Annotated in this window: 11 protein-coding genes and 1 tRNA gene; 6 read left to right on the top strand and 6 right to left on the bottom strand. The window is 69.2% G+C overall.

Annotated features, from left to right (window positions below; genetic code table 11):
* The first annotated feature begins 73 nt into the window (after positions 1-73).
* Positions 74-394, top strand: coding sequence for a thioredoxin (trxA, locus tag H7F49_RS08190; protein ID WP_185683102.1), 321 nt, complete (start codon positions 74-76; stop codon positions 392-394).
* 194 nt (positions 395-588) lie between these two features.
* Here trxA and H7F49_RS08185 read toward each other — a convergent pair whose 3' ends face one another.
* The 3 genes from H7F49_RS08185 to H7F49_RS08175 form a co-directional block, all read right to left on the bottom strand.
* Positions 589-1,359, bottom strand: coding sequence for an inositol monophosphatase family protein (locus H7F49_RS08185; RefSeq protein WP_185683174.1), 771 nt, complete (start codon positions 1,357-1,359; stop codon positions 589-591).
* Between the two features lie 32 nt (positions 1,360-1,391).
* Positions 1,392-2,618 carry a bifunctional glutamate N-acetyltransferase/amino-acid acetyltransferase ArgJ gene (gene argJ, locus H7F49_RS08180; RefSeq protein WP_185683101.1) on the bottom strand — a complete coding sequence of 409 codons (1,227 nt, stop codon included), beginning with the start codon at positions 2,616-2,618 and terminating at the stop codon, positions 1,392-1,394.
* A 285-nt stretch (positions 2,619-2,903) separates the two neighbouring features.
* Positions 2,904-3,971 (bottom strand): acyltransferase family protein, encoded by a 1,068-nt coding sequence (locus tag H7F49_RS08175; RefSeq protein ID WP_185683100.1) that lies wholly within the window; start codon positions 3,969-3,971, stop codon positions 2,904-2,906.
* 295 nt (positions 3,972-4,266) lie between these two features.
* Between H7F49_RS08175 and H7F49_RS08170 the strand changes: the two genes are divergently transcribed.
* From H7F49_RS08170 to H7F49_RS08155, 4 genes are all read left to right on the top strand, one after another.
* On the top strand, positions 4,267-4,773 hold the full coding sequence (locus tag H7F49_RS08170) for a TonB family protein (protein ID WP_185683099.1): 507 nt from the start codon (positions 4,267-4,269) through the stop codon (positions 4,771-4,773).
* Between the two features lie 87 nt (positions 4,774-4,860).
* Complete coding sequence (locus H7F49_RS08165; protein ID WP_185683098.1) at positions 4,861-5,133, top strand: hypothetical protein; 273 nt, start codon at positions 4,861-4,863, stop codon at positions 5,131-5,133.
* 90 nt (positions 5,134-5,223) lie between these two features.
* Positions 5,224-7,953: a preprotein translocase subunit SecA gene (gene secA / locus H7F49_RS08160; protein ID WP_185683097.1), complete on the top strand. Its 2,730-nt coding sequence runs from the start codon at positions 5,224-5,226 to the stop codon at positions 7,951-7,953.
* A 183-nt stretch (positions 7,954-8,136) separates the two neighbouring features.
* Positions 8,137-10,053 (top strand): DEAD/DEAH box helicase, encoded by a 1,917-nt coding sequence (locus tag H7F49_RS08155; protein ID WP_185683096.1) that lies wholly within the window; start codon positions 8,137-8,139, stop codon positions 10,051-10,053.
* A 27-nt stretch (positions 10,054-10,080) separates the two neighbouring features.
* Here H7F49_RS08155 and H7F49_RS08150 read toward each other — a convergent pair whose 3' ends face one another.
* The 3 genes from H7F49_RS08150 to H7F49_RS08140 all read right to left on the bottom strand — a co-directional run bounded on the left by H7F49_RS08150 (position 10,081) and on the right by H7F49_RS08140 (position 12,190).
* A complete protein-coding gene (locus H7F49_RS08150) occupies positions 10,081-10,821 on the bottom strand; it encodes a spermidine synthase family protein (RefSeq protein ID WP_235982023.1) in 741 nt (246 codons plus the stop codon).
* A 416-nt stretch (positions 10,822-11,237) separates the two neighbouring features.
* A tRNA-Asn gene (locus H7F49_RS08145) sits at positions 11,238-11,312 on the bottom strand.
* Positions 11,313-11,410: 98 nt separating this feature from the next.
* Positions 11,411-12,190, bottom strand: a complete 780-nt coding sequence (locus tag H7F49_RS08140; protein WP_185683095.1) for an NAD kinase — start codon at positions 12,188-12,190, stop codon at positions 11,411-11,413.
* A 161-nt stretch (positions 12,191-12,351) separates the two neighbouring features.
* Between H7F49_RS08140 and H7F49_RS08135 the strand changes: the two genes are divergently transcribed.
* Entirely contained in the window at positions 12,352-13,668 is a 1,317-nt protein-coding gene (locus H7F49_RS08135; protein WP_185683094.1) for an EAL domain-containing protein, read from the top strand.
* The last annotated feature ends 356 nt before the right edge of the window (positions 13,669-14,024 follow it).

The raw sequence follows: 14,024 nt of genomic DNA, 5'->3' as shown, positions 1-14,024 counted from the left end.
ATCGGGATTGCCCGGTTGCACCCTACCGCCGAAGCCCTAGATAGACGGGCAAACGCCTTCAGGAGTCTGTCGCATGTCCACCAAAGCCGTCACCGATGCCAGCTTCGCCGCCGATGTCCTCCAGTCGGACAAGCCGGTGCTGGTCGATTTCTGGGCGGACTGGTGCGGCCCATGCAAGATGATCGCGCCCGCCCTTGAGGAAATCTCGGACGAACTGGCCGACCAGGTGACCATCGCCAAGATGGACATCATGGAAAACACCGACACCCCCGGCCAGTTCGGCGTCCAGTCGATCCCGCTGCTGATCCTGTTCAAGGATGGCCAGCCCGTGGCCCAGAAGCTCGGCGCCGCGCCGAAGGGCCAGTTGAAGCAGTGGCTGGAAAGCGTTCTCTGAGCCTTGACCTCGCGAGTTGATTGATAGGGGCTTTCGCCCCCCAAATTCGCGACGCCCCAAGAGTGATTGTCATCCCGGGCTTGACCCGGGATCCAGTTCTCTTGCGCTGCAGGAACCCCGACAGAAGAGCTGGGCCCCGGGTCAAGCCCGGGGTGACGATAGGCGGACCGCCGCCCGCCTTGCGGTATCGCGTGTCAGCCCAGCGCCGCCATCCGCCCGGCCAGCTCGTCCCACAGCGCCGGGCTGGCCGCCGCGATCAGCCCCGGCTCGAGGTGGCGGTCGACCCGATAGTCCGAACCGTCCGGCCGCGCCGCCCTGCCGCCGGCCTCGTTGACGAACAGCACCCCGGCGGCATGGTCCCAGGCGAGGGTGCGTTCGAAGATCGACATGTCGTTCTGCCCCAGCACGATGCGGGGATACTGCTCGGCGGCGCAGCGCGGGATGTCGACCAGGGTGTAATGCGGGGCGATGTGGGTCTTCAGCCCGGCGCGGCGCTCCGGATCGGCGAAGAGCAGCGAGATCGCCGCGACCGGCGGGGTCTCGCCGGTCGGACGCGCCCGCACCGCTTCGCCATCCACCCAGGCCCCCTGGCCCTGGAGGGCATGGCAGAAGCGGCCCGACAGCCCGTCGAGGATCCACCCGCCCACGGTTACCCCGCGCTCGGCAAGGGCGACCAGCACGCCGAACGGCGGCTTGCCCGCGGCGAAGTTGTTGGTGCCGTCCAGCGGGTCGATGATCCAGCACAGCGCGTCGCCCAGCCGGTTAAGCACGGCGGGATCGGCATGGGCCGCCTCCTCGCCGACGATCACCGCTTCGGGCAGCAGCGCGGCGAGGCCCTCGGCCAGCATCAGCTCGGCCTCGCGGTCGGCCACGGTGACCATGTCGTCCGCCGCCTTGGCGATCACCTCGTCGGCGGCGAGGGTCTGGTAGCGCGGCAGGATCGCGGTGCCGAGGGCGCGGCGCATCACCGCCTCGACCCCCAGGGTGAGCGCCCCGCTCACGAGCGGTAATCGGCGTTGATCGAGATGTATCCGTGCGTGAGATCGCAGGTCCACACCGTGGCGCGGCCGGTGCCGAGCCCCAGATCGACCTCGATCGACACCTCGCGGCCCTTGAGATGGGCGGCGACCGGGGCCTCGTCGTAGTCGGGCAGGGGCTGACCCTCGCGCGCGGCCCAGATGCCGCCGAAGCCGATCGACAGCCGGTCGCGGTCTGCGGGCTCGCCGGCCTTGCCCACGGCCATCACCACGCGCCCCCAGTTGGCGTCCTCGCCGGCGATCGCGGTCTTGACCAGCGGTGAATTGGCGATGGCCAGGCCCACCTTGCGGGCGCTGTCATCCGAGACGGCGCCGCTGACGCTGACGGCGATGAACTTCTGCGCGCCTTCGCCATCCTTGACCACGAGGTGCGCGAGCTGCCGGCAGATGTCTTCTAGCGCCGCGGCAAAGGCATCGGCCCCCGGGCTGTCGGGCCCGCTGAGCTCGGCATTGCCTGCCGCGCCGGTGGCGAAGGCCAGCACCGTGTCGCTGGTCGAGGTGTCGCTGTCGACGGTGATGCACGAGAAGGTGCGCCGGTTGGCCTCGCCCAGCAGATCCTGCAGATAGGCGGGCGCGATGGCGCAGTCGGTGAAGACATAGCCCAGCATGGTCGCCATGTCGGGGGCAATCATCCCGCTGCCCTTGATGATCGCGGCCAGCGTGACCTTGCGGCCATCGACCAGGGCCGTGGCCATGGCGCCCTTTGGGAAGGTGTCGGTCGTGCCGATCGTGCGCGCGGCATCCTCCCACGTGCAGGGCGCGGCGGCCAGGGCGGCAGCCACCCCGTCGCGGGCCTTGTCCTTGGGCAGCGGCACCCCGATCACCCCGGTCGAGGAAACGAAGACCTCGTCCGCCGGGCAGCCGAGTGCATCGGCGACCTGCGCCATGATCTGCTCGACCGCCTCGCGCCCGCGATAGCCGGTGAAGGCGTTCGAGTTCCCAGCATTGACCACCAGCGCCCGGGCGCGGCCCTGCGCCACGTTGCGCCGCCCCAGCTCGACCTCGGACGAACAGCACAGGTTGCGGGTGAAGACCCCGGCGACGGCCGTGCCTTCGGCCAGCTCAACATAGGTCAGGTCGCAGCGGCCCCAGGCCTTGTATCCGGCGCGGGCGATCCGCGGGGTCACCCCGGCGATGGCGGGCAGCGCGGGGAAGGGCGAGGCGAGCGGGGAGACGGCGTCGGACATGGCTGCGCCTATCGATCCAGGCGGGATTGAGGTCAAGGCGGGTTTGGGGTTCGGCAAGGCCGCGATCGGAATGGCGAGGGTGGGTGGAGAGCGGCCATAATTTCCTCCCCGGCACGGGGTGGGGGACCACCGCAGGTGGTGGAGGGGCACCCTCCTTGGGGCAAGGCCTCTCGTCCAGACAGTGTGCCCCTCCACCATGCTTCGCATGGTCCCCCTCACCCGTCGGGGGAGGAAACCAATGTCTGATTCCGAGCGCTACCAGCCTTTCGAACGTGCCCATTCCGCCTAGGCCGCCTTGGTCTTCACCTCGGTCGGCTTGGCCTGGAACGAGACCAGGCGGAAGAACAGGTAGGACAGGACCAGCGCCGCCGCGATGGCGCCGTACTTCACGCCGATGCCCCGGCCGAACAGCTCCGACATCGAAACCAGCACGGTCAGGTGGACACAGTAGAGCGGCAGCGAAAAGGTGCCGAGCCATTCCAGCGCGGGCATCAGCGCCTGGGGCGGGCGGCACATGGCGACGCCCCACATCGCGACCGGCAGGAAGGGGATCACGAACAGGAGGTCGCCCGTCGCCATGCGGAAGGGCAGGCCGGGCACCAGCATGATCCCGGCCATCGGCAGGGCGAGGGCGATCGGCCAGGGCAGGGCGGGGGTGCGGACGCCCGCCTTGTAGAGCCGGCCGAGCCACACCCCGAGGACGTAGGACCAGCCGACCCGGGGCAGGGCCATCCACCAGGTCTTCCAGGTCGGGGCATTGACCCCCATCGTGTCGGCGCCATGGCGGCGCACGGTGTAGACCAGCGCGGCGCCGAACAGCGCGGCGATCAGCGGCAGCCAGCGGGTCGGCACCCGGCGCAGCAGCAGGGCGTGGAGGAAGTTGGCGAGCAGTTCGTAGAACAGGGTCCATTGCGGCCCGTTGAGCCGGTAGAACGGTCCGCGCCCGGCCAGGCTGGGGATCATCGCCAGATCGAGCGCTAGGGTCAGCGCCAGTTCCAGCGGATGCGCGCCAAGCACCAGCGAGCGCACCGCCGCGACCCCCGCGCCCACCGCCACGAGCGGCCAGAGCCGGACGAACCGGGCCCGGGTGAAGGCGATCGCGCCGATCCCCGCGTTGAGCTTCTTTTCGGTCGAGACCGCCAGGACGAAGCCGCTGAGCAGGAAGAACAGGTCGACCAGCAGGTAGCCGCGCACGAAGGGGGTGTGCGTGCGGAACACCATGTCGGCGTGATAGAGCATGATCACCACCGCGGCGAACCCGCGCAGGCCGTCGAGCTGGGACAGGCGCGCGTGGGGGGCACCTTGGGGGCCACCCGGAGGGCTTGCCGGGGTCGGTGTGGCTGCGGTGCTCATCTGGTCAGTCCCCTCCGACGTGTGTCGCTCTGCCGGCTCCATAACGGAGTGGGAGCGGGTGGCCAACCGCGGGACCGCGCGGCGTCACGCCTGCGGTGTGGAAGCGAGCAGCCGGCCCCCTGGCCATCACTGATCTGCAGTCTTGACGAGAGTGCAGCCCATGTCATGAGTGTGTGGTTGAAGCGATCGGGGTGATGTCATGATCTCGGCTCTTGTGCTGGCCCTGTCCGCAGCCCCTGTCATAGCGGATTATTCGCGACAGATCCCTGGCGCCTTGCCACGGTCGGCCACTCCGTTGGGCAACCCGGGCGCCTGGGTGACCACGGCGGACTATCCCCCGGACGCGCTGCGCGCCAATCTGGAGGGCGTGACCGAGTTCCTGCTGACGGTGGGGCCCGACGGCATGGTGACGAGTTGCCAGATCAAGGCGTCAAGCGGTTCACCTAGCCTGGATGTCACCACCTGCGATCTCATCCGCCGCAGAGCGAGGTTTACCCCTGCGCGTGATCCGTCCGGCGCGGCGGTATCCGGGACCTATTTCAACCGGGTGCGCTGGACGATCCCCCGGCCGCCGCCGCCCGAAGCTGGCGAAATGACCGTCTCCTATCTTGTCTCGCCGGATGGATCGCGTTCGGAGTGCCGGGTCGAAACGGCGGTGGGAGCCGCGCTGACCATGGTTGCCAAGGCTGATCCCTGCAAGAACACGGCCGGGTTTTCGCGCGGCTTTGTGGACCAGGCGGGCAAGCCCGTCGCGCGCAGGGTTCGCAGCACGGTCAAGGTCGAGGTGCTGCCCGTGCCCTGAGCAGGGCCTGTGGCGGCGCCGATCCGCGCGGGCCGACCGCACAGGCTGGACGACCTTGGCGGTTGTCCCTATATCGCTGCCGCACCGATGACCCGTTTCCTGATCGCTTTCCTGGCCCTGCTAGGCCTCGCCGCGCAAGCGCCCGCTTGTCCGCGCCTGGTCGAGACGCGCCCGGAAGTGGGTCTCTACGCGGCCCAGCGCGTCGCCGCGCAGGCGCGTCAGGCGGCGGTGGCCGGGCTGCTGCTGCCCGCTGCGCCGCGCGCCGTCCGCCCCCTTGCCATCCCGGCAGCCGGCCGTCCCGTTGCCGCGCTGATGGCGCGCGTCCCCGTTCTCACCGGGATCGACCGCGCCCGCGAATAGGCCGCGCCGCGCGGTGCGCCGCGCCTGACGCCTGCCTGCCCTTTCCGCCGCGCGCCTTGCCGCGGCCCTTCCATTCACAGGATACCCTCTATGTTCGGCGCCCTTGCCAAGGCCGTGTTCGGCTCTTCCAACGATCGTTACGTCAAGAAGCTCGAAAAGATCGTCGTCCGGATCAATGCCTTCGAGCCCGAGCTCGAGGCCCTGTCCGACGAACAGCTCAAGGCCCAGACGGCCAAGTTCCGCGATCTGCTCGCCGGCGGCGCCACGCTCGACGATATCCTGCCCGAAGCCTTCGCCACGGTGCGCGAGGCTTCGAAGCGCGTGTTCGGCATGCGCCACTTCGACGTGCAGATGATCGGCGGCATCGTGCTCCATCGCGGCGAGATCGCCGAGATGCGCACCGGCGAGGGCAAGACCCTGGTCGCCACCACCGCGACCTATCTCAACGCGCTGGAAGGCAAGGGCGTCCACGTCGTCACGGTGAACGATTACCTGGCCCGCCGCGACGCCGAATGGATGGGGCAACTGCACCAGTTCCTGGGGCTGACCGTGGGCGTGATCGTGCCGAACCTCAACGAGCAGGAACGGCGCGAGGCCTATAACGCCGACATCACCTATGCCACCAACAACGAGCTGGGCTTCGATTACCTGCGCGACAACATGAAGCACGAGCGCAGCCAGATGGTGCAGCGCCCGTTCAATTACGCGATCGTCGACGAGGTGGACTCGATCCTGATCGACGAGGCGCGCACCCCGCTGATCATCTCGGGCCCGACCGACGACAAGAGCGATCTCTACATCTCGGTCGACGCGGTGGTGAAGCGCCTGCCGGCGGAGCTCTACGAGGCCGACGAGAAGACCAAGAACATCACTCTGACCGAGGACGGGGTGGAATGGGCCGAGCGCGCGCTGGAGGAGGCCGGGCTGCTGGTCGGCAGCAACCTCTACGACGTCGAGAACACCCAGGTGGTCCACCATCTGGACCAGGCGCTCAAGGCCAATGTCATGTTCAAGCGCGACATCGATTATGTCGTGAAGGACGACAAGATCATCATCATCGACGAGTTCACCGGCCGCATGATGGATGGCCGGCGCTGGTCGAACGGCCTGCACCAGGCGGTGGAGGCCAAGGAGGGCGTCCAGATCGAGCCCGAGAACCAGACCATGGCCTCGATCACCTTCCAGAACTATTTCCGCATGTACCCGAAGCTGTCGGGCATGACCGGGACGGCCGCCACCGAGGCGCCCGAGTTCTTCGACATCTACAAGATGAACGTCGTCACCATCCCGACCAACGTCCCGGTCCAGCGCCGCGACGAGGAGGACGAGTTCTACAAGAACACCCAGGACAAGTTCGGCGCCATCGCCAAGCTGATCCGCGAGAAGAGCGACGGCGGCCAGCCGGTGCTGGTCGGCACGGTGTCGATCGAAAAGTCCGAGCTGCTGTCCGAATTCCTCAAGCGCGAAGGCGTGAAGCACGCGGTGCTGAATGCCCGCTTCCACGAGATGGAGGCGCACATCGTCGCCCAGGCCGGCCGGCTGGGCGCGGTGACGGTGGCAACCAACATGGCCGGGCGCGGCACGGACATCCAGTTGGGCGGCAATGTCGAGTTCCGCATCGAGGATGAGCTCAAGGACGTGCCCGAAGGGCCCGAGCGTGATGCCGCTATCCAGCGGATCAGGGACGAGGTGGCCGCGGAGAAGGCCCAGGTGCTGGCCGCCGGCGGGCTCTGCGTGATCGGCACCGAGCGGCACGAGAGCCGCCGCATCGACAACCAGCTGCGCGGCCGGTCGGGCCGCCAGGGCGATCCGGGGATGAGCAAGTTCTACCTCTGCCTCGAGGACGACCTGCTGCGCATCTTCGGGCCCGACACGCTGTTCTCGCGCATGATGAACAGCAACCTGGCCGATGGCGAGGCGATCGGCAGCAAGTGGCTGTCGAAGGCGATCGAGACCGCGCAGAAGAAGGTCGAGGCGCGCAACTACGATATCCGCAAGCAGGTCGTCGAATACGACGACGTGATGAACGACCAGCGCAAGGTGATCTACGAGCAGCGCGCCGACATCATGGACGCCGAGGCCGTCGACGAGGTGGTGCTCGACATGCGCCACGACACGGTCAACGCGATTGTCGCCGACGCCTGCCCGCCGGGGTCATACCCGGAGCAGTGGAACATCGAGGGCCTGAAGGAGCGTGCGGCAGCGATCCTGGGGGTCGCGGTGCCGATCGAGGAGTGGATGGCCGAGGACGGGATCGATCCGGAAGTGATCGAGGAACGCCTCTCGGACCTGGCCGACGCCCGCATGACCGAGCGCACCGCCGACCAGCCCGAGGTGTGGCGCACGATCGAGAAGTCGATCCTGCTCGAGCGGCTCGATCACTACTGGAAGGAGCATCTCGCCACGCTGGATGCGCTGCGCCAGGTCGTGTTCCTGCGCGCCTATGCGCAGAAGACGCCGATCAACGAATACAAGCAGGAAGCCTTCGGCCTGTTCGAGAAGATGCTGGAGACGATCCGCGAGGACGTGACGCAGATGCTCTGCACCAGCGAGTTCCGGTTCCAGCAGCCGCAGGACTATGCCCTGCCGGAACTGCCCTCGTTCCTGACCGGCCAGATGGATCCGCTGGGCGGCGGGGCGATCGAGCCGGTCGGGTTCGGCGCGGGGATCGGCACCGGCAGTTTCGGGCTGGCCGCTCCGGCGATGGCCGCTCCGGCGGGCGGGGCCGACCCCTATGCCGACCAGGGTCTGTCGCGCAATGCGCCGTGCCCGTGCGGATCAGGCGCCAAGTACAAGCACTGCCACGGCGCCGCGGCCTGATCCGCTGACCGATCCGGCGGGGGTGCCTCTGGGGTCCGCGCCGGGTCTCCAGCCCCGCGCTGATGGTGGCCCGCAATTGCTAGCTGGCCCTTTGTCCCGGTTCGGGCTAAGGGGCCGGCCGAGGGCGCATCGCGCCTGCCTGCTCATGCCGCCGGGTGGCGGCCCACTGGATACCCCGTTTTCATGACATTTACCCACGTTCCCGCGCCGCTGGGCGATGCCCTGGCCGCGCGCGGCTATGCCGAGCCGACCCCGGTCCAGGCCGCCGTGCTCGAGTCCGAGGCCATCGGGCGCGATCTGATCGTCTCGGCCCAGACCGGCTCGGGCAAGACCATCGCCTTCGGCCTGGCCTTCGCCTCCGAACTGCTCAGCGAGGGCACCCTGCCGCCCGCCGCCAGCCCCCTGGCCCTGGTCATCGCCCCGACGCGCGAACTGGCCCTGCAGGTGAGCCGCGAGTTGGAGTGGCTCTACGCCCCCGCCAATGGCCGGATCGCAACCTGTGTCGGCGGCATGGACCCCAGCCGCGAGCGCCGCGTGCTGGGCTATGGCGCGCATATCGTGGTGGGCACGCCGGGGCGCCTGCGCGACCATCTGGAACGCGGCGCGCTCGATCTGTCCGCCCTGCGTGCCGTCGTGCTGGACGAGGCCGACGAGATGCTCGACATGGGCTTCCGCGAGGACCTCGAGGAAATCCTCGACGGCACTCCCGGCGAGCGGCGCACCCTGTTGTTCTCGGCGACCATGCCCGCGCCGATCGCCGCCCTGGCGCGACGCTACCAGCGTGATGCGCTGCGCATCTCGACCGTTTCGGCCGAGCGCGGCCATGGTGACATCGCTTACCAATGCGTGGCCGTGGCCCCCGCCGACATCGAGCATGCCGTGGTCAACCTGCTGCGGTTGCACGAGGCCGAGACCGCGATCCTGTTCTGCGCCACGCGCGACAGCGTGCGGCGCCTGCATGCCAGCCTGACCGAACGCGGCTTTGCCGCCGTCGCCCTGTCCGGCGAACACAGCCAGAGCGAGCGCAATCACGCGCTGCAGGCCCTGCGCGATCGCCGGGCCCGGGTCTGCGTCGCCACGGACGTCGCCGCGCGCGGGATCGATCTGCCCGGCCTCAGCCTGGTGGTTCACGTCGAGCTGCCGCGCGACGCCGAGACGCTGCAGCACCGTTCGGGCCGCACGGGCCGGGCCGGCAGCAAGGGCACCGCCGTGCTGGTCGTGCCGTTTCCGCGCCGTCGTCGGGTCGAGGCGATCCTGCGCACCGCGCGGGTCCAGGCCGAATGGATCGCCGCGCCATCGGCTGCGGACGTGCGTCAGGCCGATCAGGAGCGGTTGCTGACCACCCTGCTGGCCCCGGTCGAGCTGGCCGACGAGGACCGCGTCCTGGCCGAGCGGCTCCTGGCCGAAAAGTCGCCGGAAGACATCGCCGCGGCCCTGGTCCAGGCCCATCGCGCCCGCCTGCCGGTGCCCGAAGACCTGATCGGGGATGAAGCGCTCCAGGCGCCGCGTGGGCCGCGCCCCGGGTTCGAGGACACCCAGTGGTTCCGGCTGAACGTCGGCCGCAGCCAGAATGCCGATCCCCGCTGGATCCTGCCGCTGCTCTGCCGCCGCGGCCATGTCGCCCGGGGCGACATCGGCGCCATCCGGATTGCCGCGCGCGAAACCCTGTTCGAAGTGCCGAGCGCGATCGCCCGGCGCTTTCTCGAGGCGGTGCGGCGGACCGCCGAAGGGGATGACGGGATCGAGATCGCTCCGGTCGAGGGCTCGCCGCGCGAGGCGGCGCGGCACAACCGGCGCGACAATGCCGGTTCACCGGACGGTCCCGCCCCGCGCGCATCGCATCGCGGCCAGGGCGCCCGCGCCCATGCCCCGCGTGGACCCGGAGCGGGTGCGGGGCAGGGAGCGGGTCAAGGCGCGGGTCAAGGCGCGGGTCAAGGCGCGGGTCAGGGGCCGCGCAGTGGCGGGCAGCGGGGACCGGGCGCAAAAGGCTACGGGTCGCAGGGCCATGGGACGCAGGGTCACGGGTCGCAGGGGCATGGCGGCAAACCGCGCGGGCCTATGGGCAAGCGTGGCCCCAAGGGGCCGCGCCCGTTCTCGTGAGGCCTTGGCTCAGGTGAGGCCCCCGGTTCAGGCGCTCCCGACCGCCGGCTTGGAGGCCAGCCAGATGCAGTGCATGTCGGTCTGGCTGCCAGCATAGGCGGGTACGCTCAGTTCCTCCACGGCGAAGCCGCCATCGCGCAGCCGCGTGACGAAGTCGCCGTCGGGATAGGCCGACCAGACGGCCAGCATGCCTCCGGGCCGCAGCGCCTTGCGGGCCGAACGGATGCCCCAGTTGCAATAGAGCCGGTCATTGGCATCGCGGATAAAGCCGTCCGGACCGTTGTCGACATCAAGCAGGATCGCGTCGTAGCGCTCGGTCGCGTCGGCAATCACGTCATGCACATCGCCCAGGGTGACACAGGCGCGAGGATCGGCCAGCTTGTCGCCGAACACGTGGGCGAGGGGCCCCTGGGCCCATTCGACCACTTCGGGCAGCAGCTCGGCCACCTCGACCCGGGCTTCGGGGCCCCAGGCGGCCAGCGCGGCCCCCAGGGTGAAGCCCATGCCAAGGCCACCGATCAGCACTTCGCCATCCAGGTGCGGCAGGCGCGAGGCGACCGCCGTGGCCAGGGCCTCTTCCGAAATGTGGTCCGTGCTGCCCATCAGCTCTTCGTCGTCGAGCTGGATCGAGAAGTCGCCGCCACAGCGCAGCAGCAGCAGCCTGCCCCCTTCCGGCAGGACCGCCGAGGAGACGACGTGGATCGGTTCGCCATCGTCGGCGTGACCGTAGGGCACATCACCGGCGTCGCCGGGCAGAGGGGCGGACATCCGGGCCGACGGGCCGGCGGGGGAAACGGATTGAGCCAACGGCCGGTCTTCCAGATGGTCGCGCATTCGCGAAATGGCGCGGCGGTGACAGGCACCGGCAAGACCATAACCGAAGAGCTGGGAATGAAATGCGACAGGCCGCACCGGCCATGCGCGAGGACGAGGCCGGACCTTAGCCCCGTGCGCGACGAATGCAAGGTCCGCCGGGACAGCCGGGCAGGGGAGCGCGGCACCCGCTTCGGGCCATGAGGCCGGGCGGCAAGGCTGAACTGCCGCGCAAACCTGCAGGACACAATGTTCCCGATCCCGGCCCGGGCTGACGGCTGGTCATGACGGCGGAGGGAGGAGAGCCGGCACACGAGCCTGACGCGGCCGCCTCTTGGCGCCGCAGCCCGGCCATCGGTGCTGGATGAAAATGGCTCCCCGAGTTGGATTCGAACCAACGGCCGCTCGATTAACAGTCGAGTGCTCTACCGCTGAGCTATCGGGGAGCAGCCCCGTTTCCGGGGCAGGGGTGCGCCTATAGCAGCGCCTTCGGGCAATGCAAGCGTTCCATCGCAAGTTTTCCCGCGGCCGACACCAAGCCGGATCAGACCTGGAACTGCTCTGCGAAAATCCGCTCTTCCAGGGTCTTGCCCGGATCGAACAGCAGGGTCAGACGGTGGTCGCGGGCCGTGGTGATGTGGACTTCGGCCACGTCGCGCACTTCCTTCTGGTCAGCCACGGCGGCCACCGGGCGCTTGTCCGGCTCGCGGACCCGGAAGCTGACCCGGGCGCTGTCCGGCAGGATCGCGCCGCGCCAGCGGCGGGGGCGGAAGGGGCTGATCGGAGTGAGCGCGAGCATGCGCGAGCCCAGCGGCAGGATCGGACCATTGGCCGACAGGTTGTAGGCGGTCGATCCGGCCGGAGTGGCGACGAGGATGCCGTCGCCGGCCAGCTCCTCCATCTGCACCTTGCCGTTGACCGCCACTTCCAGCTTCGCCGTCTGGCGGGTTTCGCGCAGCAGCGACACCTCGTTGATCGCATAGAAGCGATGGTGCCGGCCATCGCGGGTGACCGCGTCCATCTCGAGCGGAACCACCTCCACCTCGCGCGCGCGGGCTACCCGTTCGGCGATCGTCCGGCGCGAATTGCGGTTCATCAGGAACCCCACCGTGCCCAGGTTCACCCCGTAACAGGGCTTGAACAGATTGCGCTCGAGCATTTCGTGCAGGACGTGGAGCAGAAAGCCGTCCCCACCGACCACCACCAGCACGTCGGCATCCTCGGGCGCCACCCATTCGTGAGCCTCGCTGAGCGCCGCAGCCCCGGCCTGGGCCTTCAGGCTGTCCGAAACCAGCAGCGCCAGCTTCGTGCGATCCTTCTTCACGCCCCGTCACTCCTCGCATTCCGCCATGGCAGCGGGTCCGGGCCGATGCATCCTGGCCCAGCCGGGAGCCGGGATATGGAACCGGGACCCGTTTGGCAATCGACCTGCCGGTGGCCCGGTGGTTGAGAGTTTCGCAACCGATCCGCGCTAGGGCAGGGAGGATGACTTCTGCCGCTACCCTGGCCCCCGCGGCCGAGCGCGATCCGCTGACCGGACTTCCCGGGCTGGAGGCCGCACGCGAGCGGCTCGATCGCTGGGCCGGGGAACTGCCGGTCCATGGCCTCCTGCTCAGCCTGTCGCGGCTGTCGGCCATCAACCTGGCCTATGGCGACAGCACGGGCGATGCCGCGATCGCCGAGGCCGCTTCGCGCCTGCTGCACTTCGCCACGGGAGAGTTCGACGGGCCGTGGTTCGCCGCGCGGCTGGGCGGGGCCTCGTTCCTGCTGCTGGCCCGCGAGCCGCTCAGCCGCGAACGCTGGGAACTGATCGCCAGCGGCCTGGCCGACGCCATCGCCCGGCCGATCACCGGGCTGATCAGCGGAGCGGGGAGCACGCTGCGGCTCTCGCCCCGGCTGGCCCTGCTGCGTGCCCTGCCCGGCGAGAGTGCCGAATCCCTGCTGGATCGGCTGGGCCAGACCATGGCCACGCTGGAACGACGCGGCGGCCGCCGCTTGCTCTGGGCCGATGGCGAGGTGGTCAAACCGGGGCACAGTGCCGCCCGGCTCGAAGCCGAGCTGCTCAAGGCGATCGATCGCAGCGAGATCGAGGTCCTGTTCCAGCCGCAGTTCGCGCTGGATCCCCGGTCGGGCGCCACCGGGGCCCTGACCGGAGCCGAGGCGCTGGCCCGGTGGAACCATCCCAAGCTCGGCCGCATCGGGGGCGGGGCCCTGTTCGCGATCGCCGAGCGGACCGACTACATCGTCCAGCTTTCGCAGCAGATCGCGCGACAGGCCCTGGCCCAGGCAGCGCAGTGGGAGCAGCCCTGGCGGCTCTCGCTCAACGTGACCTCGGCCGACCTGGCCTTGCCCGACTATGCCGCATGGTTGCTGGAGACCGTGGCCAAAAGCGGCTTCCCGGTCGATCGCCTGACGCTGGAAGTGACCGAACAGGCCCTGATCGGTGACATCATGGCCGTATCGGTCCAACTGGAGGCTCTGGCCCGGGCGGGCGTGCGGGTCGCACTTGACGATTTCGGGGCCGGCTTCTGCAACTTCCGCTATCTGAAGCTCCTGCCGTTGTACTACCTCAAGCTCGACCGTTCGATGGTCGACGGGATCGTCGGGGATGCGCGCGATCTTGCGGTCCTGCGCGCGATCGTGGCCATGGCGCGGGCGCTCGGGCTCGAGGTGATCGCCGAGGGGGTGGAGGATGAGCCGCAGCTCGCCCTGGTGGCGCGCGAAGGGTGCGCCGCGGTCCAGGGGTTCATCCGGGCCTATCCGATGTCCGCAACGGAGTTCCTGGCTTTCGCCGCGGGCTAGGTCGGGTGGCACCCGGTCCAGATGGGACCGACCGGACCGGGTGGGCAGGGGCCGTTGGGCCCAAACGCCCAGAGGCCGCCCAAAACTCGTTCGCACACCCGCAAAACGGTACCTCCTTAAAGCCATCGTCGTCCCGGGCTTGACCCGGGACCCGGCTTGCCTGTCCCGGCGGAGGTCAGGCGCCCGGGACAGGGCTGTTCTTCCCCGACCGTTGCCACGCAAGCCCCGCCCCGGGTCAAGCAACCGTGGATGGTGTTTGGAATGCCGGGTCATCGCGGGCGATGGCATTGAGGATGGAGATGAGCTTCCGCACGGTTGCGATCATGGCGAGTTTGAAGGGTTTTCCGCTGCTTCTG

The sequence above is a fragment of the Novosphingobium aerophilum genome (assembly GCF_014230305.1).
In the GTDB taxonomy this organism is placed as follows: Bacteria; Pseudomonadota; Alphaproteobacteria; order Sphingomonadales; family Sphingomonadaceae; genus Novosphingobium; species Novosphingobium aerophilum.
Note: the sequence above shows the minus strand (reverse complement) of the source record. Positions and strands in the feature narration are given on the sequence as shown.

Excerpts from the sequence above, each read along its gene's own strand:
- H7F49_RS08155 (WP_185683096.1), top strand. The coding sequence starts at position 8,137 with ATGACATTTACCCACGTTCCCGCGCCGCTGGGCGATGCCCTGGCCGCG.
- argJ (WP_185683101.1), bottom strand. The coding sequence starts at position 2,618 with ATGTCCGACGCCGTCTCCCCGCTCGCCTCGCCCTTCCCCGCGCTGCCC.
- H7F49_RS08135 (WP_185683094.1), top strand. The coding sequence starts at position 12,352 with ATGACTTCTGCCGCTACCCTGGCCCCCGCGGCCGAGCGCGATCCGCTG.
- H7F49_RS08150 (WP_235982023.1), bottom strand. The coding sequence starts at position 10,821 with ATGTCCGCCCCTCTGCCCGGCGACGCCGGTGATGTGCCCTACGGTCAC.
- H7F49_RS08175 (WP_185683100.1), bottom strand. The coding sequence starts at position 3,971 with ATGAGCACCGCAGCCACACCGACCCCGGCAAGCCCTCCGGGTGGCCCC.
- trxA (WP_185683102.1), top strand. The coding sequence starts at position 74 with ATGTCCACCAAAGCCGTCACCGATGCCAGCTTCGCCGCCGATGTCCTC.
- secA (WP_185683097.1), top strand. The coding sequence starts at position 5,224 with ATGTTCGGCGCCCTTGCCAAGGCCGTGTTCGGCTCTTCCAACGATCGT.
- H7F49_RS08185 (WP_185683174.1), bottom strand. The coding sequence starts at position 1,359 with ATGCGCCGCGCCCTCGGCACCGCGATCCTGCCGCGCTACCAGACCCTC.
- H7F49_RS08165 (WP_185683098.1), top strand. The coding sequence starts at position 4,861 with ATGACCCGTTTCCTGATCGCTTTCCTGGCCCTGCTAGGCCTCGCCGCG.